The organism is Pseudomonas putida (genome assembly GCF_028682175.1).
Lineage (GTDB): Bacteria > Pseudomonadota > Gammaproteobacteria > Pseudomonadales > Pseudomonadaceae > Aquipseudomonas > Aquipseudomonas putida_AD.
In genome coordinates this window covers 63828-89514 of the sequence record NZ_JANHKS010000020.1, presented here as the reverse complement: position 1 = coordinate 89514, position 25687 = coordinate 63828, and the positions used below count along the sequence as shown (strand labels likewise).

Below are 25687 nucleotides of genomic sequence, written 5' to 3'. Positions count from 1 at the left end.
GAAATGACCGACTACAAAGCCACGCTTAATCTTCCGGACACCGCCTTCCCGATGAAGGCCGGCCTGCCCCAGCGCGAGCCGCAAACTCTGCAGCGCTGGGACAGCATTGGCCTGTACCAGAAGCTGCGCGAAATTGGCAAGGATCGTCCAAAGTTCGTCCTGCACGACGGTCCTCCGTACGCCAACGGCAATATCCACATCGGTCATGCGGTCAACAAGATTCTCAAGGACATGATCGTGCGCTCCAAGACCCTCTCGGGCTTCGACGCACCTTATGTTCCGGGCTGGGACTGCCACGGCCTGCCGATCGAGCACAAGGTCGAGGTCACTCACGGCAAGAACCTGCCTGCCGACAAGACCCGCGAGCTGTGCCGCGCCTACGCCGCCGAGCAGATCGAAGGCCAGAAGGCCGAGTTCATTCGCCTGGGCGTCCTGGGTGACTGGGCCAACCCGTACCGCACCATGGACTTCGCCAACGAAGCCGGGGAAATCCGTGCGCTGGCCGAAATGGTCAAGAACGGTTTCGTGTTCAAGGGCCTCAAGCCTGTGAACTGGTGCTTCGACTGCGGCTCGGCCCTGGCTGAAGCGGAAGTCGAGTACCAGGACAAGAAATCCTCGACCATCGACGTCGCCTTCCCGGTGGCCGATGCCGACAAGCTTGCTGCCGCCTTCGGCCTGCCGAGCCTGGCCAAGCCTGCCGCCATCGTGATCTGGACCACCACCCCGTGGACCATCCCGGCCAACCAGGCGCTCAACGTTCACCCTGAATTCAAGTACGCGCTGGTCGATACCGGCGAGCGCCTGCTGGTGCTTGCCGAAGAGCTGGTAGAATCCTGCCTCAAGCGCTGGAACCTCGAAGGCACCGTGCTGGCCACCGCGCCAGGTGCGGCCCTTGAGCTGGTCAACTTCAGCCACCCGTTCTACGAGCGCCTGTCGCCGGTGTATCTGGCCGAGTACGTCGAACTGGGCGCGGGCACCGGCGTGGTTCACTCCGCGCCTGCCTACGGCGAGGACGACTTCTCGACCTGCAAACGCTACGGCATGGTCAACGACGACATCCTGACCCCGGTGCAGAGCAACGGCGTCTATGCGCAGTCGCTGGAGTTCTTCGGCGGCCAGTTCATCTGGAAGGCCAACCCGGCCATCGTCGAGAAGCTGCAGGAAGTCGGCGCGCTGTTGCACACCGAAACCATTTCCCACAGCTACATGCACTGCTGGCGCCACAAGACTCCACTGATCTACCGCGCCACCGCGCAGTGGTTCGTGGGCATGGACCGCCAGGCGGCCTCGGGCGCCACCCTGCGCGAAACCGCGGTCAAGGCCATCGAGGACACCAAGTTCGTACCGGCCTGGGGCCAGGCGCGCCTGCACTCGATGATCGCCAACCGTCCTGACTGGTGCATCTCCCGTCAGCGCAACTGGGGCGTGCCGATCCCGTTCTTCCTGGACAAGGCAACCGGCGAGCTGCACCCGCGCACCGTCGAGCTGATGGAAGAAGTCGCCAAGCGTGTCGAGAACGAAGGCATCGAAGCCTGGTTCAAGATGGACGCCGCCGAACTGCTGGGCGATGAAGCCGCGCAGTACGACAAGATCTCCGACACCCTGGACGTCTGGTTCGACTCGGGCACCACCCACTGGCACGTGCTGCGCGGATCGCACCCGATGGGCCACGAGAGCGGCCCACGCGCGGACCTGTACCTGGAAGGTTCGGACCAGCACCGCGGCTGGTTCCACTCCTCGTTGCTGACTGGCAGCGCGATCGATGGCCATGCGCCGTACCGCGAGCTGCTGACCCACGGCTTCACCGTGGACGAGAACGGCCGCAAGATGTCCAAGTCGCTGGGCAACGTCATCGCCCCGCAGAAGGTCAACGACACCCTGGGCGCCGACATCATGCGCCTGTGGGTTTCGGCCACCGACTATTCGGGCGAGATGGCTGTCTCCGAGACCATCCTGCAGCGCAGCGCCGACGCTTACCGCCGCATTCGCAACACCGCGCGTTTCCTGCTCTCCAACCTGAGCGGCTTCAACCCGGCCACTGACATCCTGCCTGCCGACGAAATGCTGGCACTGGACCGTTGGGCGGTGGATCGCGCCCTGCTGCTGCAGCGCGAGCTGGAAGAGCACTACGGCGAATACCGTTTCTGGAACGTCTACTCCAAGGTGCACAACTTCTGCGTGCAGGAGCTGGGCGGCTTCTACCTGGACATCATCAAGGACCGCCAGTACACCACTGCGGCCAACAGCAAGGCCCGCCGTTCGTGCCAGACCGCGCTGTTCCACATCTCCGAAGCGCTGGTGCGCTGGATCGCTCCGATCCTGGCCTTCACCGCCGACGAGCTGTGGCAGTTCATGCCGGGCGAGCGCAACGAGTCGGTCATGCTCAACACCTGGTACGAAGGCCTGAGCGAGCTGCCGGAAGGCTTCGAACTGGACCGCGCCTACTGGGAGCGGATCATGGCGGTCAAGACGTCGGTCAACAAGGAACTGGAAAACCAGCGCGCAGCGAAAGCCATCGGTGGCAACCTGCAAGCCGAAGTGACCCTGTACGCCGAGAACGACCTGACCCTGGACCTGAACAAGCTGGGCGACGAGTTGCGCTTCGTGCTGATCACCTCCAAGGCCAGCGTGGCGCCGTTCGTCGATGCCCCGGCCGATGCCGTGGTCACCGAGGTGGCGGGCCTGAAACTCAAGGTGGTCAAGTCCGGCTACGCCAAGTGCGGCCGTTGCTGGCACTTCCGCGAGGACGTAGGCGTGCACGCCGAGCATCCGGAAATCTGCGGTCGTTGTGTCGACAACATCAGCGGTGCGGGCGAGGTTCGTCACTATGCCTAATGCGTCGGCTGGCCGTATGGGCCGTTTGAGCTGGCTGTGGTTGAGCGTGCTGGTGCTGATCATCGATCAGGCCAGCAAGTACTACTTCGAGAACTCGCTGAGCCTGTACCAACAGATCGTGGTCATCCCCAGCTATTTCAGCTGGACGCTGGCCTACAACACCGGCGCTGCCTTCAGCTTCCTGGCTGACAGCTCCGGCTGGCAGCGCTGGCTGTTCGCCCTGATCGCCGTGGTGGTCAGTGCGGTACTGGTGGTCTGGCTCAAGCGCCTGGGGCGCAACGAGACCTGGCTGGCCGTCGCCCTGGCCCTGGTGCTGGGCGGCGCGCTGGGCAATCTGTACGACCGCATCGCAATCGGTCACGTCATCGACTTCGTGTTGGTGCACTGGGATAACCGCTGGTACTTCCCGGCCTTCAACTTTGCCGACAGTGCCATCACTGTAGGCGCGATCATGCTTGCCCTGGACATGTTCAAGAGCAAGAAAACCGGAGAACCCGTTCATGACTGAACACGCTATTGAAGAAGTCCGCATCGGTCAGAACACGGAAGTTACCCTGCACTTCGCTTTGCATCTGGAAAACGGCGACACTGTAGACAGCACCTTCGACAAGGCCCCGGCCACGTTCAAGGTGGGTGACGGCAGCCTGTTGCCGGGCTTCGAAGCCCTGCTGTTCGGCTTCAAGGCCGGCGACAAGCGCACCCTGCAGGTCCCGCCAGAGAACGCCTTTGGCCAGCCCAACCCGCAGAACGTGCAGATCATGCCGCGTTCGCAGTTCCAGAACATGGATCTGGCCGAAGGCCTGCTGGTGATCTTCAACGATGCGGCCAATACCGAGCTGCCGGGCGTGGTGAAGGCGTTTGACGACGATCAGGTGACCGTCGACTTCAACCATCCGCTGTCGGGCAAGACGTTGACGTTCGAAGTGGAAATCTTCGAGGTCAAATCGCTGTAACCGACCAGGCAGATGACCTGTAGGAGTGAGCTTGCTCGCGATGACTGAGCATCATTCAACACCTATGTTGAAGGAAAGGTCCTCATCGCGAGCAAGCTCACTCCTACAATTGTTTTTATCGTTTTCGCTATTTCTTGCGCGCAAGACACGAGGCACATCATGCAAATCAAACTCGCCAACCCACGTGGCTTCTGCGCCGGGGTGGACCGTGCGATCGAAATCGTCAATCGCGCGCTGGAAGTGTTTGGCCCGCCGATCTACGTGCGCCATGAAGTGGTTCATAACAAATTCGTCGTCGAAGACCTGCGCAGCCGTGGCGCGATCTTCGTCGAAGAGCTCGACCAGGTGCCGGACGACGTCATCGTCATTTTCAGCGCCCACGGAGTGTCCCAGGCCGTGCGCAGCGAAGCGGCAGGCCGTGGCCTGAAAGTCTTCGACGCCACTTGCCCACTGGTCACCAAGGTTCACATCGAGGTTGCCCGTTACAGCCGCGATGGTCGCGAATGCATCCTGATCGGCCATGAAGGCCACCCGGAAGTCGAAGGCACCATGGGCCAGTACGACGCCAGCAATGGCGGCGCGATCTATCTGGTCGAGGATGAAGAAGACGTTGCCAACCTCAAGGTGCAAAACCCCGAGAAGCTCGCCTTCGTGACCCAGACCACGCTGTCCATGGACGACACCAGCCGCGTGATCGACGCCCTGCGTTCTCGTTTCCCGGCCATCGGCGGGCCGCGCAAGGACGACATCTGCTACGCCACGCAAAACCGTCAGGATGCCGTGAAACAGCTGGCTGACGAGTGCGACGTGGTGCTGGTGGTCGGCAGCCCCAACAGCTCCAACTCCAACCGCCTGCGCGAGCTGGCCGAGCGCATGGCGACCCCGGCCTACCTGATCGATGGCGCCGAAGACATGCAGCGCAGCTGGTTCGACGGCGTCGAGCGGATCGGCATCACCGCAGGGGCTTCCGCACCTGAGGTGCTGGTGCGCGGCGTGATTCAGCAACTGCAAGCCTGGGGTGCCACGGGCGCTGACGAGCTGGCAGGGCGCGAAGAGAACATCACCTTCTCGATGCCCAAGGAACTGCGCGTCAAGCAGGTCCAGTAAGCGCAACGCCAGCGGGCTCAGGTGCAGGGCTCGCTGCTGAAGCCCTCGTCGCGCAGGATGATCCGGCCGGTGACGGCGATCACCACCTGGTAATGGCTGGCGGGCGAATCATCGCGACACACCGCCAGCGTGCCGTTGGCACTTTCCAGCGGCCTTCCGGCGCGGTCGAAACCTACCCGCTCGGCCACCTTGCTGTTGCCTATCACCTTCACGTTCCGGTGGCCGCTGAACTCGGCCAGCAGGTACTCGGCATCGCCCGGCAACTGCTGGCGTCGGTTGTCTACGAACACGCTCCAGCCCTTGCTCCAGTTGCCGTCGTTTGCCTGCACCACCACCGGCTGATTGCGCAGGATGGCCTCGGCGCGGGCCATGCGCAGGCTGCTGGTGAGCTGCTGCGCGGTGTCCTGGCGTCGCTGTGAATCGATGAACGCCCCAAGGCTCGGCGCGGCCAGGGCGGCCACGATGCCGAGCAGCGCAAGCCCGGCCAGCAACTCCAGCAGCGTCAGTCCGTCTTGCCTCATGTTTCAGCCCTCCCTTGCCTCAGCGCGCCCTAGAAGACTCCTGTTGCGAGGGATAGACAATCTCCGGATTGTCAGCCGGTGTGTCCGCAAGCTGCGGTTACACACCCGTCGGGCAGGACGTCGCGGATCGGCTTCAATGGTCACTGCACAGGGACTTGCGGAGGTGAGCGATGGGGGCAGGAGCAGGGCAGGCGGGGGCAACCCTGATCGAAGTGATGGTCGCATTGCTGGTGCTCGGTGTCGGCATTCTGGGCGTGGCGTTGTTGCAACTCAATGCGCTGAAACACTCCGACAGCGCGATGCGCAGCACCCAGGTGAGCTTCGTTGCCCAGGACTTGCTGGAGCGGGTTCGCGCCAACCCCGACGGCCATTATGCGCTGGCATCCCTCAGCCAGGCGCCGTCTGCCGCCAGCCTTGAAAGTCCACGAGACCAGGACCTGTTCGACTTCGCCGATCAGTTGCGGCGCATGGCCGGCAGTAACGTTCAGGCGTCCATCGCCGTGGCCGGCAGCCGAGTGACGGTCACCGTGGACTGGAACGACTCAAGGGCCCAGGGCTCCGAGGGTTATACCCGCACATTGTCCCTGAGCAGCCTGGTCAAACCGCTGTGGGGTGTCCAGCCTTGAAGCGCGTAACCCGCGGCTTCGGCTTGGTCGAAATCATGCTGGCGCTGTTGCTGGGGCTGGTGATTTCGCTGGCCCTGATGCAAATCTTCATCACCTCCCGCAGTACCTTCCTGAGCCAGGCGGCGTCGGCCAGCCTGCAGGAGGACGCCCGGTTCGTGCTGGCCAAGATGATTCAGGAGGTGCGTCTGGCCGGTGCGTTCGGCTGCCTGGCCAGCGTGCGGGACGAGAGCACTGGCGCAGCGTTCTCGGCGGCCTTTCGCTCACCGGTTCAGTGGGATGCACCCCAAGGCGCGTTGACGCTCAACACCACTGCACCCGCCGACAGCGGTTCGTGGCACAACTGGGAAATCCACACCGATTGCACGTCCACGGCCACTGCCTGGACACGAGGGCGAGCGCCGAAACCTGCCGAAGGCGAGAACGTGCTGGCGATTCATCAACAGGTCTACCGATTCAATCAAGCCGCTGGCGAGCTGACCCTCAACGGCCAGCCGCTGATCAGCAACGTGGGTGCGTTCGAGGTGCTGTTCGGTGTCGCCAGCGCCGCCGACGCACCGGGCATTGCCCGCTACACCGCGCAACCCGACCACGCGTTGATTCGCAGCGTGCGCCTGGCATTGACGCTGCTCGACCCCGCTGACCGCACCCGGGAGCAGACCTTCAGCGTCGTCGCCGCCATTCGTAACCGTACCGGTTGAGGAGAGCGCAGATGAATGCTGAACGAGGCGCGGTGCTGATCGCCGCCCTGGCATTTCTGGTGCTGGTGACTTTGCTTGCCACCTCATCGATGCAAAACGCCACCCTGCAGGAGAAGGTGGCGGGCAGCCTGCAACGACGCAACCTGGCGTTGCAGGCGGCCGAGACGGTTTTGAGAACCGGTGAAGCGCAGGTGGCCGCCCCCGGCTTTCTCCTGCCCCAGTGCTCCGGCCCGGTCACCTGCATGCCACCACCGGAGGCCTTGACGCTTTCAGGCGCTGGCAGCGGTGGAGGTTCAGGTGTGAACTGGCTGGCGGGCGCGGGTGGGCTCTACGGCATCCAGCACCTCGGGCAAACCGAAGATCCGGCCCATGGCAACGGAACTGCTTCGCTCTATCGGATCACGGCGGTGGTGATACAGGGCAGCTCTCGCACGGTGCTTGAGAGCATCCACACCGCCGAGCGGCGGATCATGTGGCGACAACGGCAATGAGGAGGCAGGGAGATGGCAGCCAGCAACAGGGGATTCTCGATGATCGAACTGCTGATCGCCGTGGCGATCGTCGCGATTCTCGCCGGCGTCGCCTATCCGGCGTACACCGAGTATTCGAAGAAAGCCCGCCGCTCGGAAATCGCGGCGCTGCTGGTTGAAGAGGCACAAAGGCTGGAGCGTTTCCATTCACGCGCAGCCCAGTACGCAGATGTCATCGGGCCGCCCGCGCACAGGCATGAGGTCACGGCTGGCAACGGCTTCTACGCCATCGAGGCCGAGCGCTCCGAAGACAGATTCGTGCTGGTGGCGACGCCTTCAGCCAGCGCGCTCATGGCAGGGGATCGCTGCGGCGCGTTCGTGCTGGAGAACACTGGCAAGCGCGACAACCTTGGGATGTCGGGTGATGCCAGTGTCCAGCAATGCTGGGGGCGATAAGGCCGCCCGGTCATTTCCAGCAGGTGGTGGTGCTCGGGTCCGGAGTCTTGGCGCCTGCCTGATTGAGGGTGTAGGTGCCGCAGCTGTCGCTGGCCTGGTTGCCCTGGGGGGTGCTGGTGAGGGTATAGCTGGTGGTGTCACTGGTGATCGTCAGCGTATACCGGCCGGTGGTGGACGCAGCAGCCGTGCCGATCTTGGTCAGGTCCGAGCCTACGTCGTATTTGTTGTTCTGCGCGTAGAAGCGCTCCATGCGGGCCGCGGCGTCGTTGAGCTGTGCAATGGCCTCGGAGCGATAGCCGCGTTTTACATAGTTGGTGTACGACGGGTAGGCGACCGCCGCGAGGATACCGATGATCGCGACGGTGACCATCAGTTCGATGAGGGTAAAGCCACGCTGTGGCCGTTCAAGATTGTGCATGCCTGCCACCTTATGGATAGGGAATGGAGCGCCAGGTCTGGCGCCCGTTGAATTTCAAGCCTGTGTTGACTTTGATCGGGTTGTTGCTGCCCCCAACGCCACCACCGCCACCACTGGAGTCGGTCAGATACTTGTCGCCGGTGACCGTGCTGATATCGGTGCCGCCACCGGCAATGGCCATGCCGCTGACCACGTTGTTGGTGCCGTTGCCATCGGTGTAGTTGTCGGCGCTTGAGATCGTGCCGTTGCGGCGCAGGTTGAAGACCGTGAAGGTGGTTCGCCCGCCGGTGCCCGGGTCCAGGCCATAGACCCAGCCTGTCACGCCCGGGCTGCAGACGTCGGTGCTGGGCGTACGGGTCGTCGCGAATAATACGCCGCCACTGATCGTCAGTGGGTCCACCAGACGCTCGCCGAGCAGGCTGCCACCCACCGAGAAGTTGATATACCAGCCTGACTTGCTGGTCCAGTCCACGGTGTTGGTGCTGACCAGCCTGATGGTGCTGGTCGATGTGCCGAAGCTGGCATTGTTGACCTGGGAAGTGATGGTCTGCTGCTGCAGGCTCGCCCTGCTGAGCACTGGCGTGGAGCTTGCCGTTTGCGCTGCGGTCTGTTTGTCCCAGATACCGTATAGCGTCTGCAGGTCGGTACTGGTCTTGTCGGCCGAGGCGAAGTAGCGCCCGGTGCCGAAAATCACCAGGATGCCTGCCGCTGTCGGGTGCGCCCTGACCGAAGGGGCCGCAGTGATGGACTGGGCCGCCGAGCCTGCGGTGTCACTGACCGTGGCGGTATACAGCGGCTTGTTGGCGAATGCGACCTTGAAGCTGGCGGCGGTAGTGTCAGCGGTCAGCGATGAGCCGATCAGGTCGAACCGCCACATGTTGCCCAGCAGGTCGCCGGCATAGACGTAGTCGGCGATGCCGTCGGCGTTGGCGTCCAGGATGGTCGGGGACGACAGGCCGTTGTTGCCGGTAACCGAGGTGGTCAGCTTGCTGATGACCGCGCCCGTCGCGGCATTGAGCACGAACAGTGAGGCGTTGCCGTTGTTGCCGTTGTACCCGTTGCCAAAAATGACCCCCCAATCACCGGTGTGCAGTTTGACGATCTTCGGAATCGAGAAGGTCGAACCCAGATCGACGTCGTTCTGCGAGGTGAACTCCCACAACAGGCTGACGCTGTCGGGGTTGGTGATGTCCAGCGCAAAGACTTCACGCCCGCCTGCGCCCAGCGTGCCGACCAGGATAGTGCGCCATCCGGTGCCGATGAAAACGTCCGCGACCACCGGCGTGCTGTCCACGAAGTAGCGGTGCAGCGAGGAGTTGGAGTTGTAGTCCTTGTTGGTCAGGGCGCTGAGGTTGGAGATGACGGCCGAGGGTATGAACGCGAACTTCTCGACCCCTGTCGCGGTGTCGAACCCGTGCAGCATCCCGTCGTTGGCGCCGACATAGACCTGCCCGCGGCGGGTGCTCTGGGCGGTGGTGAACGCTGCGTAGGTGCCCGGCGTGCCATTGAGCGTGTCGGCAACGTTGGCGTCGTAGAGGGCGGTATCGACCACCACCGGCGAGGAGTTCACCAGGTCACCGATCAGCGAGGCGCGGCGTCGGAAGTTCGAAGTCGCCTTGCTGGTGTCGCCCTTGATGAAGTCCACCTGATCGGACGTCAGGGTGGTCTGCAGGGCAACACCGGCGAAGGTCCGGGTGCCGAGGTTGGTGAATGTGAACGGCAGCAGTGCGTTGCCAGCCTGGTTCGCCATCTGGATGTTGCGCTGGTTCCAGAGCGGCATCTGCGCCGAGGCGGACCAGTTCTGCACCGTGCTGCCGGTCGGGTTGGTGGAAGTGAACGTGGTGGTGGTCTTGATGAGGTCACCGCTCCAGGTCGCCACGTTCAGGCTGTTGAGGTAGGTCGACGCCGAACTGCTGGTGCCCAGCGCCGGGACTACCGACGGGGTCGAAACCGAGCTGTTGGCCTGCAGGATCTGGTTGAACGCGGAGGACAATTGATCCTTCAGGGTCGCAGCGTTGCTGACCAGGAAGTAGTTGTTGGGCGTTCCGCTGTTGTTCGAATCCCACTGTCCGCTGACCGGCACGCTAGTGCTGGTGTTGCTCGAGTCACCGAAGCCGCCCCACTTGGCCGCATACCACAGTGGATCATTGAGGTTGGTCACCGAGCGTGTGGAGGATGGGGTAAAGATGCGCGTGTGCGAGGTGCTGCCGTTGACCTGGGTGCTGCCTGACTTCATGCCGGGCAGCAGGGGGCAGGTCACGCCGATGCACGAGCCTGGCGCCTGGGAACCTGGGGTGTCGAACGAATAGCGGGTGTTGCCGTTGCCGCCCCCCGTCACTTCCAGATAGATGCCGTCGGCCGTGGTGCCGGAAATCGTGTAGCCCATGTGCGATTCGAAGCCGGCCACCGAATACACGGTCTCCGAGGTCACGCTGAGGGTGGCGGTAGCGCCGGAGCCGATGACGGACACCGTGTACAGCACGATGGCGTCCATGTCGTAGTCGCCGCCCTGGCCGCTGTCGTCGTAAACCACGCGGAATACCGCCTGGGCGCGGCCGCCGTTGACCGTGTTGTCGGTCGGCTGCCCCGGCATGTTGTACATCGAGTCGATGTAGAAACCGGTGAGCTGTTCGTTGGTGTCGTTGTTGGTCACCTTGCCGAAGGGCAGCAGGGTGATGGTGCCGTTGCCGACCGGCATCTGGATGCGTGGCAGGGTCGACGACAGGGCGATGGAGAACGTCTGGACTTTCTGGTTGCCCAGCGAGGTGATCGGGTTGGTGTTGGCAAAATACGCCACGGAGCCTGCGTTGAAGGTGCCTTGCTTGGTCGCTTCCTCCGGAAGCCCGCGAATGTTGCCCAGGCTCGAAGCCACCTTGGCGGTCGGCGCAGTATCGCTGACGGTCGGGGTCTGGCCGATGTTGATGTTCTTGTTGCCGGCGCCGACGTCGGTGTTCCAGATCGTCTGCCCCTGGGTCTGTGCGCTGTAGCCGTTCAACGCGGTCGGTACGGGCGGGGAGGCGGCGGTGCTGTAGGCGCTGCCGGGCAAGTCGGAGTCGTAGCTTGGGTTCACGTCGCTGAACAACGTCTGGAAGGGCTTGGAGCAGCTTGGGTAGGTCGGGTTCGTGGCGTTGGCATCGGGGGTGGACGAATAGGGGTTGGTCCAGCTGGTCAGGCTGCTCAATGCCAGGTTGGTGTCACCCAGGCCTGCGGCGTAGCTGGCAGTCGGATTCGTCTCGCCGCTGAAATAGCGCAGGGTCTCGAACATCATCTCGGCCAGCGGGTTGCCCCACGACTGGCAGGAGCCGTTGGTGATCGAGTTGCCCTGGCTGGTGCAGCCGGTGTTGGTGAGGGTCAGACCGTCGAGGGTACCGACGATGCCGGTCCTGAAGTTCAGCGCGTTGCGCGTGATGAACACGCCGGTGGACGCGTTGATCTCGTTGGCGAAGCTGCTGATCGCCTTGCGCAGCACGCCGCCTTGCAGGTTGTTCTGGTAGGTGCCGGTCATCAGCCCGAAGTACATCTGGTTACCTTCACCGAAGTCGTGAAGGATGCCGGTTGGCTTGTATTTCCCGTTGGGGTAGAGCTTGCAGTTGCTTTCCAGAAAGTTGGTCTTGCACGCCTGCACGCGGACGATGTAATCGGTGGGCGTGACGGCGATGTCCCTGAAGGAGGTGTTGGTGGCCGTGGAGCCGCCCTGCACGGACTCGCGGGACACCCAGCCGAAAATCCGCACGTTGGCGATGTTGGGCAGCACCCGCAGCAGCGGGCCGACCAGCGTCGACTGCGTGTTGTTGGCGAACAGTGTGCGGTTGCCGGCAGCGGGGTTGGAGAATGGGGTGTAGTCGGACAGGTCGTATCCGTCCACGGTGCGGCTGGTGTATTCCTTGCCCCAGGTGTGCGCGTCGGTCGGGATGTAGGCCCGCTCCAGGATCGTCGAGTCGTTGTCGGTGCTGCGATAGCCGCCGTAGAGCACTTTGCGCAAGGCATCGGCGCGGGAAGTGGTCAGGTAGTTCAGGTAGTCGCCGCTCCAGTTGCCGCTGCAAGTCTTGTTGGTGGCCGCAGCAGTGGCGGTGAAGTAGCTGCCGTTATGGGTGTAGCAGGTGTTGGAGTCGAAATAGCCCAGGTAGGTGATCGAAGGCTTGTAGCGAATGTCGATGGAGCCGTCGCCGTCCAGGTCGGAGGCGTCGTTGTAGGCCGGGAAGAACAGCTTGTGGTCGCGCCCGACCACCAGCATGTTCAAGGGCGGCACCGAGTTGTTGACGAACAGAGGCAGTTGCGCCGGAACCTGGCTCACGGCTGCCTGCGCCGCCGGGAAGGGCAGCAGGCAAGCGAGGGCAACGATGAAACTGCTGAGCGTGTTGGGCTTATTCATGGTCGGTCGCTGTCGGTGTGCACTCATGAGTCGGATACGGCAAAAATGCTGCGCAGGATCACCCGCTGGGTCACGTTATCGCTGGTGCAGAGTACCGTGGAGGCGCAGGCGGTGATTTCGTAGTAACGCTGCCCGCAGGGCTTTTTCGTCAATCCACAGCCGTCCTGGGCCGGGCCATCGATGAACTTGAGGTCGGTGACGTACCACTGCACCTGCACTTCGTAGCCGTTCACGGTATTCAGATAGGCGTTGTTGGCTGCCGTGAACGCGGCCGGATAGTCACCATTGACCGCAACAGCAGGCTTGGCCATGCACGGCTTGTTCGTGTTGCCGGCCATGGCGGTGCACTCCCATGACTCGATGCTTTGCTCACCGATACGCAACGCGGCCTCTGCGGCGTTGGTCAGTGTCTTCTGCTGCTTGAGGTTGCCGGTGATGCGTGACTCCAGCGAAACCCCGCGCATGCTGGAGACGGCCAGCAGGGTGATGATCAGCAGCATCATGATGGCTACGAGCAGTGTCGCGCCTTTTTGTCCGCGGGCAGGGGAGTGGAAAGGGTGTGCGAGTGCGCGGCTCATGGCATCTGATTCCTGACCATAATGGTGCCCTGGACGATCTGGTAGATACTGCTCACGTCGTTATAGGTGGTGCCGTAGCGCGTGTTCCAGTCCGCCAGCGCAGGTGAAATCTGCGCGGTCGAGTCCCGGATGGTTGCGGTACCCGGGCTTTGCATCAACGCGCTGTAGCGCACCGCGCCAATGGGCGCGTTGGCGTCGGGAGTGCTGCTGAAAGTGCTGACGGTCTTCTCGAGTGTGCCGGTGCCGTATTCGAAACGCAGGTCGCGAACGCCGGTCACCAGTTGCTGTGTCGTTGTGCCGTTGGTGCAGGTGATGGAGTTGGTGCTGGAGTCGAAGGTTATCTTTTCGACAATCTTGGGACGTGAGGCGACGTTCTCGGGCTTTACCGAATAGGGAGTGAGGATGCTGTCCTGATCGGCAGAGGCCAGCGCGGTGCCCTGGCAATTGACGTCGCGTTTGCCGGTCGCCTGGTACTGGATGCACAGTGAGGTCGCGGAGACTGCCGCCACCGAGCTGCCTTCATTGAACGAGCAGTTGGCCAGCGTCGTGGTGTCCCTCGGAATGAGGACGCCCAGGTTGCTGCGATAGCCCGCCTTGAGCAACTCCTGGCTGAGGAGCGCCAGGGTGAACCTGCCGTTTTCCTGGTTGCCCACCTGGCCCTGTTGAAACAGATAGCTGCGCTGGTTGCTGATGAAGATCTGAGTGACGCCCAGGATCAGGAACAGCCCGATCACCATCGCCACCATCAACTCGATGAGAGACAGGCCGCGCTGGCGGCTGCGCATCACGGCTGCATTCATTGGACTCGGGTCCTCAATCGGTAGGTACAGATGCCGGGAGTCGTGGCATTGTTGCCGTTCAGACATTCCGCCGCGCTCTTCACGGTCCAGGCCACCTGAATCTCCAGGTCGGTATTAGTGGTGTTGGTGGTGGCGCAGGAACTGGTGCCTTCATCCCCGGGGATGAGGCTGCGGCAGATGAAGAAGCTGCTGCTGGCCAGCAGCGCACCCGCACCGGGCAATGCCGCGCTGGCCCTTTGTGCCCAGCAGCCGATCTGATCGCTCACCGCCGTCGGCGTCGGAATGCAGGCAACGCTCGGAGTGGTGAAGGATGCGCCCGGCGCCTTGAGGCAGGAATTCGCGGTGCCGCAGTCCTGGGGCGCGCTGCGAATGATCTCCACCAGATCGTCCACCAGCATGATCGCGGTATTGCGCTGTACCGAGTCCTGGGTGTACGGGATTGCCTTGCTTTGCAGGGCCACCATGCCCAATACGCCAATCACGATGATGATCAGGCTCACCAGCACTTCGATCATGCTGAAGCCCTGGCAACGCTGGCGGTTGAAGGTCTTCATCAGCACCCCGATGGCCGTGTCGTGGCAGGCGCGGTCACGCGGCCGCTGGACTGCAGGTTGATGAATTGGGTGGTGACGCCGGCATCGTTCGGGTAGCTGATCTGAAAGCACGCCGACGCCGACGCCGTACCGGTCGGGGAAAAGGCGACGCTGCCGACGGATGTGGTGACCGCGATGCCTGATTGCAGGCCTGAGCTGCCCACCTGGCGCAGGTTCGCGCCGCTGGACGTGATGTTGACGGTGATGTTGCCGGTCCAGTTGGTGCTGGTGGCGCCCGGGGCCTGGATGGTCACGGACGTGCCGCGGGTCACGGCCTCTGCGCGGGCGTACTGGAGTAGATCGTAGAGTTCGTCCGAGGCTGCCCGTACGTTCATGCGGTGCAGCATGGAGGTCAGGCTGGGCATGGCGAAGGCCGCAAAGATGCCCACGATCACCACGACCAAGATCAGCTCGATCAGGGTAAACCCGCCGCTATTGCCCCCGGAAGGACCTTGCCAGCTGCGACGCGAATGCAGGCGCGTAAGACCAGAGCTGAAACCCATCAAGGAAATTCCATTTTTCGTTTGAAATATGGTGATACTACTCAGGTTGAAAGTCGCTATGTAGTGGATGTCCGGGGCTATTCGCCGGATCAGCGGCATGGTACTGATTTTTGACGGTAATGGAGTCGGTTTGTCCGCAGGAAGTCGGGCAGTGGCCGGCGATTGTTTCCTCTTGATGATCGGGTTCTGCATGTCCAGGCAACACGTGGTAATCGTCGGTGGTGGCGTCATTGGTCTGCTGACGGCCTTCAATCTCGCGGCAAAGGTTCAGAGCGTGGTGTTGCTCGACCGTTCCGGTGTCGGTCAGGAGTCTTCCTGGGCGGGCGGCGGTATCGTTTCACCGCTTTATCCCTGGCGCTACAACCCGGCGGTCACGGCGCTGGCGCATTGGTCCCAGGATTTCTATCCGCAGTTGGGCGAGCGTCTGCTCGATGCCACGGGGATCGATCCGGAAGTCCACCGTACCGGTTTGTACTGGCTGGATCTGGACGACGAACAGCAGGCGCTGGAATGGGCTGCACGGGTCGGGCGGCCGCTGGCCTCTGTGGATATCTCGGCGGTCTACGACGCAGTGCCGGTGATGGGCGGCGGTTTTACCCGGGCGATTCACATGGCCGACATCGCCAACGTGCGCAACCCGCGACTGGTCAAATCCCTGAAGGCGGCACTGCTGGCGCTGCCTAACGTGACCCTTCACGAGCAGTGCGAAGTCAGTGATTTCGTGCGCGATGGCGACAGGATCATCGGCGTAAGCACACCGCAAGGCGACATCCTGGGTGACAGCGTAGTGCTGGCTGCCGGTGCCTGGAGCGGTGATCTGCTCGCCAGGCTCGGGCTGCAATTGCCGGTTGAGCCGGTCAAGGGCCAGATGATTCTGTACAAATGCGCATCCGACTTTCTCCCCAGCATGATCCTCGCCAAGGGCCGATACGCGATTCCTCGCCGTGACGGCCACATTCTGATCGGCAGCACGCTGGAGCACGAAGGCTACGACAAGACCCCCACAGATGTGGCGCTGCAAAGCCTGAAAGCGTCGGCAGTGGAACTGATCCCGGCCCTGGCCGATGCCGAGGTGGTCGGGCACTGGGCAGGGCTGCGCCCGGGGTCCCCGGATGGCATTCCGTTCATCGGCCCGGTGCCGGGGCATGACGGGCTGTGGCTCAACTGCGGGCATTTCCGCAACGGCCTGGTGCTGGCGCCGGCGTCGTGCCAGTTGCTGACGGATTTGCTGGTGGGCGACGTGCCGATCATCGATCCGGCGCCGTATGCGCCAGCGCTCGCAGCCCTTGGCCAACAAACGGTCGAGACCCCGTAGCAGTCCGGCTTGCCGGCGTCAGCGATCTTGAGAACGCTCCCGCCGGCAAGCCGGACTGCTACGGGATTGCTATGTGATTGTGAGTATTGTCCGGCTCAGAACTGTGGGAGCGGGCTTGCCCGCGAAGTTGGCGGATCAAGCGCTACCAAAGCGCCAGACGTGACGCTTTCGCGGGCAAGCCCGCTCCCACAAGTCAATCGGTCCAGCCCACGGACTGCTAGGGGCCCTTTGGAAACTACTCCAACCCCAACTTCTTCAACCGATAGCGCATCGACCTGAACGTCAGGCTCAACCGTTGCGCGGCTGCCGTGCGGTTCCAGCGGGTCTCTTCGAGGGCCTGGAGGATCAGCTTGCGCTCGATGCTCTCCAGGTAATCTTCCAGATTGTCGATGTCGGCCAGGCTCGGGCCGTCCTGTTCGTTGACCGTGACCGGTTCTGCCAGGCGCAGGTCGTCGGCGTTGATCTGGTCGTTTTCGCACAGGGTGTAGGCCCGTTCGAGCATGTTCTCCAGTTCGCGAACGTTGCCGGGAAAGCGGTAGCCCTTGAGCGCCGTCAGTGCCGGCGAGGCAAGGCGGGCAGGGGGCTGGGCGGCGCCTTCGGCCAGGCGGCGCAGGACATTGTTGGCGATTTCCTCGATGTCTTCGCGGCGTTCGCGCAGCGGCGGCACGCGCAGTTCGATGACGTTGAGGCGGTAATACAGATCCTGTCGGAAGCGCTGGGCCGCGACTTCGACGCTCAGGTCCTTGTGGGTGGCGCACAACACGCGCACATCGACCACTTGCTCCTGCTGCCCGCCCACCGCGCGGATGGATTTCTCCTGGATGGCGCGCAGCAGTTTCACCTGCATCGCCAGCGGCAGGTCGGCCACTTCATCGAGAAACAACGTACCGCCGTTGGCCGCCTGGAACAGCCCCGGCTTGTCTTCGTGGGCCCCGGTGAAGCTGCCTTTGCGATGGCCGAAGAATTCGCTTTCCATCAGTTCCGTAGGAATCGCGCCGCAGTTGACCGGCACGAATGGCTTGTCGATCCGCGGGCCTTGTTCGTGGATCAGCCTGGCGACCAGTTCCTTGCCGCTGCCTGACTCGCCGCTGATGTAGATCGGCGCCTGGCTGCGCGCCAGCTTGCCGATCTGCTTGCGCAAGGCCTGCATGGGCGGTGAATTGCCGAGCAGGCGGTTGTCGATGCTGTTTTCGTTGGACGGCGCCATGTGCAGGCGCAGCGCGCTGCCGACCAGCTCGCGCAGGCGACCCAGGTCCACGGGCTTGGTGAGGAAGTCGAAGGCACCGGCTTTCAGGGCATGGATCGCTGTGTCGAGGCTGCCGTGCGCGGTGATCATCGCCACCGGCACCTGGGTGTGGCGCTTCTGGATGTGCTGCACCAGTTCCAGGCCGTTGCCGTCTGGCAGGCGCATGTCGGTCAGGCACAGGTCGAAGGGTTCGCGGGCGAGCCAGTCTTGAGCTTCCTTGACGTTGCGCGCACTGCGAGTGTCCAGCTTCATCCGCCCCAGAGTGATCTCCAGTAATTCGCGAATGTCCGGCTCATCGTCGACGATCAGGATCTTTTGCCGTTGGCTCATCTTCAACTCAATTTGAACGGATGGGCGAAGGTGATCCGCATACAGCTTCCGCCACCTTCCCGTGGTGTGTAGTCCAGGTTCGCCTGATTGCTTTCGCACAGTTCCCGCGAAAGATACAGGCCCAGGCCGGTCCCTTTGCTTTCAGTGGTGAAAAATGGTTCGAAGAGCTTGCTCAGGTGCTCTCTGGCGACACCGGGACCATTATCCAGCACCTCAAGGCTTGGCAGCTCGCTGTGGGGTGCGTGAAACAGTCGCAGCCAGACTTGAGCGCGTGCATGCATCTGACCACTGTAGCGCAAGCCGTTCTGGGTCAGGTTAGTCACGACTTGCACAAGCTGCTCGGCATCCATGCGGGTGGTGAGGGCGCCGGGGCCGATTTCCAGATGCACTGCCTGGTCTTCGGGCAGTCGGGAACGCAAGTCGCTGACGAATCCTTCGAGCCACTGCCTGAGGTCAAGCAGGTGCGGTTCGGTCTGACGTCGGCGGGACAGCTGCAAGACGTTCTCGATCACCAGATTCATCCGTCGCGATTGATCTTGAATGATTTCACTCAGACGCCGGTCGGGACCGGTCAGTTCCTCGGATTCATGGAGCAGCTGGGCCGCGTGGCTGATGGCGCCCAGCGGGTTGCGGATCTCGTGGGCGATGCCGGCGGTCAGCCTGCCCAGGGCCGCGAGCTTGAGTTGCTGGGCCTGCTGGGAGATTTTTGACAGGTCATCAATGAAGATCAGGGTGTGGCGCTGGCTGTCACGGTTCAAGGCAATGAAGCCGGGGCGCAGCACAGGGCCGATTGCCGAAGTGGTAATGCTTCGCGGCGCCATGGACGGGTTGATCTGCCATTGCCGCAGACGCTCGACCAACTGCGGAGAGTAGGGGTCGATGATTTCGCCAAGCAGATGCTCGTGGCCCAGTAGCGCCAAGGCGCTGTGGTTGGCCAGCAGCACCTTGCGCTCGGCGTCGAGTACCAGAATGCCGGTGCGCATGCGCTGCAGGATCAGCGCGTTGAGTTCTTCGAGGTTGTCGACGTCGGCCGCGCGCCGTTCGGCGATGTCTTCGCTGGCCTGCAGCCGGCGCGCCAGTGCCTGCACCAGCAGGGCGGCGGCGAAGCACAGGGCGCCAAGGGACCCGGCCTGGACGAAATGATTGGCCGCTGCAGGCTTGTTGTAGCTGATGAAAAACGTCAGGTAGATGATGCCGATGGCTGAAATCGCGGCGATCAACAGTCCGGTACGTTTGCGCAGCAGCACGTTGCTGATCGCCACCGAGGCCACGATCAGGTTGCCCAGGCCGCTGGGTGCGCCGCCTCCGGCATAGAACAGGGCGCACAGCATGCAGGCGTCGGCCAGCGCCAAAGTGAACAGATGGCCTTGGCGCGTCGGCCGTTCGAGCAGTACGACCACCAGAATGTTGAACACCAGATAGAGCCAGCAGCCGGTGCGAAACAGTTCGATATCGGCCATTTGCAGCAGTTCGGCATCCAGGCTGCTGGAAATCAGCAGCACCAGCAGAATGCCGATGCTCAGGCGGTAGAGGTGGTAGAGCCGCAGGATACGCTGGGCCTGCGCCGTGACCAGCGACAGGGTTTCAGCGGTCACGTGCTGCCGGGCCCTGTAGCCGGTGGGCTTCGGTGCAGTACCACTGTTCGTTCTGGCTCAGCGCGCGGTCACGGGGCAGGTGCACGCCGCACTGGGCACAGCGCACCATGGGCGCGGCATCGATGGGCGGCGCGGCAGGCCGTGGTCGGGGCGCAGGGCGTTTGGTCACGCGTTTGAAGAACCAGATCGCCAACCAGATCAGGGCGACCCACATAATCAAGCGAATCATGTCTACCAGCTTATTGAGTGAGGATGCCGCAGTTTAGCCAAGGCACTGGCGGGCGCACAGTCGTCTACGGCGCCTTGGCGTGTCAGAAACGAAAAAGAGGTCCCGTAGGACCTCTTTCTCAGTGACTCAGGGGCTGCGACTGAATCAGTCGAACAGGCCGAAGGTCATGTAGCTGAAGATCGAGCGGCTTTTCGGGGTGCCGTCCGCGTCGTCGTTCTTCGGCTCTTCCGTCTGGTTTTCAGGCAGCAGGTCGGCCGGGATGGCGTCCTTGGCGTCCTGGTACTGCTTGATCACGTCCTGGTTGGCGCGGGTTTCTCCCGGCGGCAGCGGCGGACGGCTCTCGATCAGGCCCAGGGTGGCCTTGGACAGCCACGAACGGTTGTCAGGATCCGGGGTACGGGCTTCGAACTTGCCATCGGCCAGTTGCGGGTGATCCGGGTAGTTGGCTTTCAGGACTTGCAGGCTGGTGTCGGCCAGGTCGTCCAGGTGCAGACGCTGATAGCCTTCGACCATGACCGCCAGGCCGTCGCCGACCGATGGGGTTTCCTGGAAGTTTTCCACCACGTAGCGGCCACGGTTCACGGCGGCGACATAGGCCTGACGGGTCAGGTAGTAGTCGGCCACGTGGATTTCATAGGCCGCCAGCAGGTTACGCAGGTAGATCATGCGTTGCTTGGCGTCCGGCGCGTAGCGGCTGTTCGGATAGCGGCTGGTCAGCTGTGCGAACTCGTTGTACGAGTCACGGGCGGCGCCCGGGTCACGCTTGGTCTGGTCCAGCGGCAGGAAGCGCGCAATGATGCCCACGTCCTGGTCGAACGAGGTCAGGCCCTTGAGGTAGTAGGCGTAGTCGACGTTCGGGTGCTGGGGGTGCAGGCGGATGAAACGCTCGGCTGCGGATTTCGCGGCCTCAGGCTCACCGTTCTTGTAGTTGGCGTAGATCAGCTCCAGCTGCGCCTGGTCGGCGTAGCGACCGAACGGATAGCGCGATTCCAGCGCCTTGAGTTTTTCGCTCGCGCTGTTGTAGCTGTTGTTGTCCAGGTCGGCCTGCGCCTGCTGGTACAGCTCGACTTCACTGAGGTTTTCGTCGATGACTTCTTTCTTCGAAGAACAGGCAGCGGTAAGTCCGAGGATGGCTATCAGCAGCAGGTGTTTCACTTGCATGGCGGCTTGCGTCCCTATAACGGCCTGCTGTCTTGCGCAGGACCGTCCTGTTATGATGGGCGCCCCGTGGAACCCCCGGGACAAAAGACGCCGTATTTAACCACAAGCGCACAGCCGAAACCAAAGGCCAGTGCCACCTCCTAGTTTGAGCATGTCTGAGATCATTGAACTTCGCGCAGAGGTGCCGTCCGAATTGGGCGGTCAACGCCTCGACCAGGTCGCCGCCCAACTCTTCGCCGAGCACTCGCGCTCGCGCCTTTCCGCCTGGATCAAAGACGGCCGCCTGACCGTGGACGGAGGCGTTCTGCGCCCGCGTGACATCGTTCATGGCGGTGCCGTTCTGCTTCTGCAGGCCGAGCAGGAAGCTCAGGGAGAGTGGGTGGCGCAGGACATCGAACTGGATATCGTCTATGAAGACGACCAGATTCTGGTCATCAACAAACCGGCCGGGCTGGTCGTGCATCCGGCGGCAGGCCACGCTGATGGCACCCTGCTCAACGCCTTGCTGCACCACGTGCCGGACATCATCAACGTCCCGCGTGCCGGCATCGTGCACCGTCTGGACAAGGACACCACCGGCCTTATGGTGGTGGCCAAGACCATTCAGGCGCAGACCCAACTGGTCACCCAGTTGCAGGCGCGCAGCGTCAGCCGGATCTACGAGTGCATCGTGATCGGCGTGGTGACCGCCGGCGGCAAGATCAACGCGCCGATCGGGCGTCACGGCCAGCAGCGCCAGCGCATGGCGGTAATGGAAGGCGGCAAGCCAGCCGTCAGCCACTATCGCGTGCTGGAGCGTTTCCGCTCCCACACCCATGTGCGGGTCAAGCTGGAAACCGGCCGTACCCACCAGATTCGCGTACACATGGCGCACATCAATTTCCCGCTGGTGGGCGATCCGGCCTACGGCGGCCGCTTCCGCATTCCGCCTGCGGCCAGCGTGACGATGGTCGAATCCTTGAAGAACTTCCCCCGCCAGGCGCTGCACGCGCGCTTCCTGGAGCTGGATCATCCGACGACCGGTCAACGGATGAGCTGGGAGTCGCCGCTGCCGGATGATTTCGTCTGGCTGCTGTCGCTGCTCAAGCAGGATCGCGAGGCGTTCATCGGATGAGTGACTTCGTGACGCAATGGCTGACTCCCGACTGGCCTGCGCCGGTCGGCATCAAGGCGTGCGTCACGACGCGAGCGGGCGGCGTCAGCGTCGCGCCATTCGACAGCTTCAACCTGGGCGATCACGTCGATGACGATCCAGCCGCGGTTGCCCACAACCGTTCGCTGCTGACCTCCCGGCTGAACGTACAGCCCGCCTGGCTGAAACAGGTACACGGCATTGATGTGGTTCAGGCCACGCCGGGCCAGGTAATGCAGGCTGATGCCAGCTGGAGCAAGATCCCGGGCGTTGCCTGCACCATCATGACGGCCGATTGCCTGCCTGCGCTGTTCTGCAATCGCCAGGGCACCCAGGTTGCGGCGGCCCACGCCGGGTGGCGGGGGCTGGCGGCGGGTGTGCTGGAGGCGACGGTGGACAGCTTTGCTGATACTCCTTCGGACATTCTGGTCTGGCTCGGCCCGTCCATCGGTCCGCAAGCCTTTGAAGTCGGCCCGGAAGTGCGCGATGCCTTCATGGCCACCCATCCTGATACGGCAGAAGCCTTTGTGCCGAGCGTCAATGCCGGCAAGTTCATGGCCGATATCTACCAACTGGCGCGTTTGCGCCTGGCAGCCCACGGCGTCACGGCGGTGTACGGCGGCGGCTGGTCGACCTACAACGACGAGCGTTTCTTCTCCTATCGCCGCGGCGCACGCACCGGGCGTTTTGCGTCCTTGGTGTGGATCGAGCAGTAGCCGCACGCCTGGCGTGATCCTGTAGGAGTGAGCTTGCTCGCGATAGCACAAGATCAGTCCCCACAACACTGAATGAACAAACGCCATCGCGAGCAAGCTCACTCCTACAGGGATGCGCGCAAGTTGCGAAGAGGCCATTGCTGCTTCAAATTCCCCGCCAACAAGCTAAATTGATCTCTGTCAAGCACTCACCGCTTGAATCCTGTGCAATCGGCCACATCTAAGGGCTATCTGGCAGGTTTTCTTTATTAAGGTGTGTTCATTGCTCCGGCCTGCCCATTAGGAAGGTGACCAATGCGTATTGACCGTTTAACCAGCAAATTACAGCTCGCTTTATCTGATTCCCAATCCCTGGCGGTGGGCATGGACCATCCCGCCATCGAGCCTGCGCACCTGATGCAGGCGCTGCTCGAACAGCAGGGTGGTTCGATCAAACCCCTGCTGCTGCAGGTCGGCTTCGACATCAACAGCCTGCGCAAGGCGTTGAGCAAGGAGCTGGACCAACTGCCGAAAATTCAAAACCCTACCGGCGACGTCAACATGTCGCAGGATCTGGCGCGCCTGCTCAACCAGGCCGACCGTCTGGCCCAGCAGAAGGGCGACCAGTTCATCTCCAGCGAGCTGGTGTTGCTAGCCGCCATGGACGAGAACAGCAAGCTGGGCAAGCTGCTGCTCGGTCAGGGCGTGAGCAAGAAGGCGCTGGAAAACGCCATCAGCAACCTTCGCGGCGGCGATGCGGTCAACGACCCGAACGCCGAAGAGTCACGCCAGGCGCTGGACAAATACACCGTCGACCTGACCAAGCGAGCCGAGGACGGCAAGCTCGACCCGGTGATCGGCCGTGACGACGAGATTCGCCGCACCATCCAGGTGTTGCAGCGTCGGACCAAGAACAACCCGGTACTGATCGGTGAGCCTGGGGTGGGTAAGACCGCCATTGCCGAGGGTCTCGCCCAGCGCATCATCAATGGCGAAGTGCCTGACGGCCTGCGCGGCAAGCGTCTGCTGTCCCTGGACATGGGCGCGCTGATCGCCGGTGCCAAGTTCCGCGGTGAGTTCGAAGAGCGCCTGAAGGCCGTGCTCAACGAGCTGTCCAAGCAGGAAGGCCAGATCATCCTGTTCATCGACGAGCTGCACACAATGGTCGGCGCGGGCAAGGCTGAGGGTTCGATGGACGCCGGCAACATGCTCAAGCCGGCGCTGGCCCGTGGCGAGCTGCATTGCGTGGGCGCCACGACCCTCAACGAATACCGCCAATATATAGAGAAGGATGCGGCCCTCGAGCGGCGCTTCCAGAAAGTGCTGGTGGACGAGCCGAGCGAAGAGGACACCATTGCGATCCTGCGTGGCCTCAAGGAGCGCTACGAGGTCCACCACAAGGTGGCGATCACCGACGGCGCGATCATCGCGGCGGCCAAGCTCAGCCATCGCTACATCACTGACCGGCAACTGCCGGACAAGGCCATCGACCTGATTGACGAAGCCGCCAGCCGCATTCGCATGGAGATCGACTCCAAGCCCGAAGTGCTGGACCGCCTCGAACGCCGTCTGATTCAGCTCAAGGTTGAATCCCAGGCGCTGAAGAAGGAAGACGACGAGCCCGCGATCAAGCGCCTCGAAAAACTCCAGGAAGAAATCATCCGTCTGGAGCGTGAGTACGCCGATCTGGAAGAGATCTGGACTTCGGAAAAAGCCGAGGTCACAGGTTCTGCGCAGATCCAGCAGAAGATTGAACAGTCCCGTCAGGAGCTGGAAGCGGCGCGCCGCCGTGGCGACCTCAATCGCATGGCCGAGCTGCAATACGGGGTGATTCCGGATCTGGAGCGCAGCCTGCAGATGGTCGACCAGCACGGCAAGCCTGAGAACCAGTTGCTGCGCAGCAAGGTGACCGAGGAAGAAATCGCCGAGGTGGTTTCCAAGTGGACCGGCATTCCTGTGTCGAAGATGCTCGAGGGCGAGCGCGACAAGCTGCTGAAGATGGAAAGCCTGCTGCATGAGCGGGTGATCGGGCAGAACGAGGCCGTGGTGGCGGTTTCCAACGCCGTGCGTCGTTCCCGTGCCGGGTTGTCCGACCCGAATCGCCCCAGCGGCTCGTTCATGTTCCTGGGCCCGACCGGCGTGGGCAAGACCGAGCTGTGCAAGGCGCTGGCGGAGTTCCTGTTCGACATCGAAGAGGCGATGGTGCGCATCGACATGTCCGAGTTCATGGAGAAGCATTCCGTGGCACGGCTGATCGGTGCGCCACCGGGCTACGTCGGCTATGAAGAGGGCGGCTACCTGACCGAGGCGGTGCGTCGCAAGCCGTATTCGGTAATCCTGCTGGACGAGGTCGAGAAGGCCCATCCGGACGTCTTCAACATTCTGTTGCAGGTGCTCGAAGATGGTCGCCTGACCGACAGCCACGGCCGCACTGTCGATTTCCGCAACACGGTGATCGTCATGACCTCCAACCTGGGCTCTGCACGCATCCAGGAGCTGGTGGGTGATCGCGAGGCGCAGCGTGCTGCTGTGATGGACGCCCTGACGACGCATTTCCGTCCGGAGTTCATCAACCGGGTCGACGAAGTGGTGATCTTCGAGCCGCTGGGCCATGACCAGATCGCGGGCATTACCGAGATCCAGCTGGGCCGTCTGCGCCAGCGTCTGGCCGAGCGTGACCTGAGCCTTGAACTGGCGCCTGAGGCGCTGGAGAAACTGATCGCGGTGGGTTACGACCCGGTGTATGGCGCACGGCCACTTAAGCGTGCGATCCAGCGCTGGATCGAAAACCCGCTGGCGCAGTTGATCCTGTCGGGCAGCTTCATGCCAGGCACCAGCATCAAGGGCACGGTAGTGGACGACGAGATCGCGTTCGTCTGATTGGCTTCTATATAGAAAGACGAGGGCGCTCCTGATGGGCGCCCTTTTTATTGCCCGCCGGCAAGCCGTGCTGCAACGGACAAGATCTGCGCTTGTCTCGGACCTGTTTTTTGCGGCCAGGAGGCCTTCTCGAAAAAAAGTTGCAAATCATTGGATTAAAAGCAATTTAGAGGG

General features: G+C 62.6%; 23 protein-coding genes. 12 read left to right on the top strand and 11 right to left on the bottom strand.

All coding sequences use genetic code 11. The features are described from left to right. The first annotated feature begins 3 nt into the window (after positions 1-3). The 4 genes from ileS (at position 4) to ispH (ending at position 4895) form a co-directional block, all read left to right on the top strand. A complete protein-coding gene (ileS, locus tag NPS29_RS15785) occupies positions 4-2835 on the top strand; it encodes an isoleucine--tRNA ligase (RefSeq protein WP_274133665.1) in 2832 nt (943 codons plus the stop codon). Beyond that, the gene (gene lspA / locus NPS29_RS15780; protein WP_274133664.1) at positions 2828-3343 is read left to right on the top strand and encodes a signal peptidase II; all 516 of its coding nucleotides are present in this window, start codon (positions 2828-2830) and stop codon (positions 3341-3343) included. The genes ileS and lspA overlap by 8 nt, the downstream gene beginning before the upstream one ends. Next, on the top strand, positions 3336-3788 hold the full coding sequence (gene fkpB, locus NPS29_RS15775; RefSeq protein ID WP_274133663.1) for an FKBP-type peptidyl-prolyl cis-trans isomerase: 453 nt from the start codon (positions 3336-3338) through the stop codon (positions 3786-3788). Before lspA ends, fkpB begins: the two co-directional genes overlap by 8 nt. A 159-nt stretch (positions 3789-3947) precedes the next feature. Then, positions 3948-4895, top strand: a complete 948-nt coding sequence (ispH, locus tag NPS29_RS15770; protein WP_274133662.1) for a 4-hydroxy-3-methylbut-2-enyl diphosphate reductase — start codon at positions 3948-3950, stop codon at positions 4893-4895. 17 nt (positions 4896-4912) lie between these two features. Here ispH and NPS29_RS15765 read toward each other — a convergent pair whose 3' ends face one another. Further along, positions 4913-5416: a GspH/FimT family protein gene (locus NPS29_RS15765; protein WP_274133661.1), complete on the bottom strand. Its 504-nt coding sequence runs from the start codon at positions 5414-5416 to the stop codon at positions 4913-4915. Between the two features lie 170 nt (positions 5417-5586). Here NPS29_RS15765 and pilV (NPS29_RS15760) point away from each other — a divergent pair, with 170 nt between their 5' ends. The 4 genes from pilV (NPS29_RS15760) to NPS29_RS15745 are packed head-to-tail and all read left to right on the top strand — an operon-like array spanning position 5587 to position 7666. Beyond that, positions 5587-6042, top strand: coding sequence for a type IV pilus modification protein PilV (gene pilV / locus NPS29_RS15760; RefSeq protein WP_274133660.1), 456 nt, complete (start codon positions 5587-5589; stop codon positions 6040-6042). Next, positions 6039-6740 carry a PilW family protein gene (locus NPS29_RS15755; protein ID WP_274133659.1) on the top strand — a complete coding sequence of 234 codons (702 nt, stop codon included), beginning with the start codon at positions 6039-6041 and terminating at the stop codon, positions 6738-6740. Before pilV (NPS29_RS15760) ends, NPS29_RS15755 begins: the two co-directional genes overlap by 4 nt. Before the next feature lie 11 nt (positions 6741-6751). After that, the gene (locus tag NPS29_RS15750; protein WP_274133658.1) at positions 6752-7231 is read left to right on the top strand and encodes a pilus assembly PilX family protein; all 480 of its coding nucleotides are present in this window, start codon (positions 6752-6754) and stop codon (positions 7229-7231) included. Positions 7232-7243: 12 nt separating this feature from the next. Beyond that, complete coding sequence (locus tag NPS29_RS15745; RefSeq protein ID WP_274133657.1) at positions 7244-7666, top strand: type IV pilin protein; 423 nt, start codon at positions 7244-7246, stop codon at positions 7664-7666. Positions 7667-7676: 10 nt separating this feature from the next. Here the strand turns inward: NPS29_RS15745 and NPS29_RS15740 are convergent, their stop codons facing one another. From NPS29_RS15740 to NPS29_RS15715, 6 genes are read right to left on the bottom strand one after another with little or no spacing between them, the layout of a single operon-like run. Then, on the bottom strand, positions 7677-8084 hold the full coding sequence (locus NPS29_RS15740) for a type IV pilin protein (RefSeq protein WP_274133656.1): 408 nt from the start codon (positions 8082-8084) through the stop codon (positions 7677-7679). 10 nt (positions 8085-8094) lie between these two features. Further along, positions 8095-12456 (bottom strand): pilus assembly protein, encoded by a 4362-nt coding sequence (locus tag NPS29_RS15735; RefSeq protein ID WP_274133655.1) that lies wholly within the window; start codon positions 12454-12456, stop codon positions 8095-8097. 23 nt (positions 12457-12479) lie between these two features. Next, complete coding sequence (locus tag NPS29_RS15730) at positions 12480-13034, bottom strand: pilus assembly PilX family protein (RefSeq protein ID WP_274133654.1); 555 nt, start codon at positions 13032-13034, stop codon at positions 12480-12482. Continuing rightward, positions 13031-13834, bottom strand: coding sequence for a PilW family protein (locus tag NPS29_RS15725; protein WP_274133653.1), 804 nt, complete (start codon positions 13832-13834; stop codon positions 13031-13033). Before NPS29_RS15725 ends, NPS29_RS15730 begins: the two co-directional genes overlap by 4 nt. Continuing rightward, a complete protein-coding gene (gene pilV, locus NPS29_RS15720; RefSeq protein ID WP_337993895.1) occupies positions 13831-14388 on the bottom strand; it encodes a type IV pilus modification protein PilV in 558 nt (185 codons plus the stop codon). Before pilV (NPS29_RS15720) ends, NPS29_RS15725 begins: the two co-directional genes overlap by 4 nt. After that, positions 14388-14930 (bottom strand): GspH/FimT family pseudopilin, encoded by a 543-nt coding sequence (locus NPS29_RS15715; RefSeq protein WP_274133651.1) that lies wholly within the window; start codon positions 14928-14930, stop codon positions 14388-14390. Before NPS29_RS15715 ends, pilV (NPS29_RS15720) begins: the two co-directional genes overlap by 1 nt. A gap of 190 nt (positions 14931-15120) precedes the next feature. On the opposite strand from NPS29_RS15715, the gene thiO reads away from it, so the two are divergent. Next, positions 15121-16245, top strand: coding sequence for a glycine oxidase ThiO (gene thiO / locus NPS29_RS15710; protein WP_274133650.1), 1125 nt, complete (start codon positions 15121-15123; stop codon positions 16243-16245). Positions 16246-16480: 235 nt separating this feature from the next. Here the strand turns inward: thiO and NPS29_RS15705 are convergent, their stop codons facing one another. From NPS29_RS15705 to NPS29_RS15690, 4 genes are all read right to left on the bottom strand, one after another. Continuing rightward, positions 16481-17821: a sigma-54-dependent transcriptional regulator gene (locus NPS29_RS15705; protein WP_274133649.1), complete on the bottom strand. Its 1341-nt coding sequence runs from the start codon at positions 17819-17821 to the stop codon at positions 16481-16483. Positions 17822-17823: 2 nt separating this feature from the next. Further along, a complete protein-coding gene (locus NPS29_RS15700) occupies positions 17824-19416 on the bottom strand; it encodes a sensor histidine kinase (protein WP_274133648.1) in 1593 nt (530 codons plus the stop codon). After that, positions 19406-19645, bottom strand: a complete 240-nt coding sequence (locus NPS29_RS15695; RefSeq protein ID WP_274133647.1) for a PP0621 family protein — start codon at positions 19643-19645, stop codon at positions 19406-19408. Before NPS29_RS15695 ends, NPS29_RS15700 begins: the two co-directional genes overlap by 11 nt. Positions 19646-19789: 144 nt before the next feature. Beyond that, positions 19790-20806, bottom strand: a complete 1017-nt coding sequence (locus NPS29_RS15690) for an outer membrane protein assembly factor BamD (RefSeq protein ID WP_274133646.1) — start codon at positions 20804-20806, stop codon at positions 19790-19792. Positions 20807-20957: 151 nt separating this feature from the next. Between NPS29_RS15690 and rluD the strand changes: the two genes are divergently transcribed. The 3 genes from rluD (at position 20958) to clpB (ending at position 25513) form a co-directional block, all read left to right on the top strand. Next, entirely contained in the window at positions 20958-21920 is a 963-nt protein-coding gene (gene rluD / locus NPS29_RS15685) for a 23S rRNA pseudouridine(1911/1915/1917) synthase RluD (protein WP_274133645.1), read from the top strand. Positions 21921-21928: 8 nt separating this feature from the next. Beyond that, a complete protein-coding gene (gene pgeF, locus NPS29_RS15680; RefSeq protein ID WP_274133674.1) occupies positions 21929-22654 on the top strand; it encodes a peptidoglycan editing factor PgeF in 726 nt (241 codons plus the stop codon). Positions 22655-22948: 294 nt separating this feature from the next. Then, positions 22949-25513, top strand: a complete 2565-nt coding sequence (clpB, locus tag NPS29_RS15675) for an ATP-dependent chaperone ClpB (RefSeq protein ID WP_274133644.1) — start codon at positions 22949-22951, stop codon at positions 25511-25513. The last annotated feature ends 174 nt before the right edge of the window (positions 25514-25687 follow it).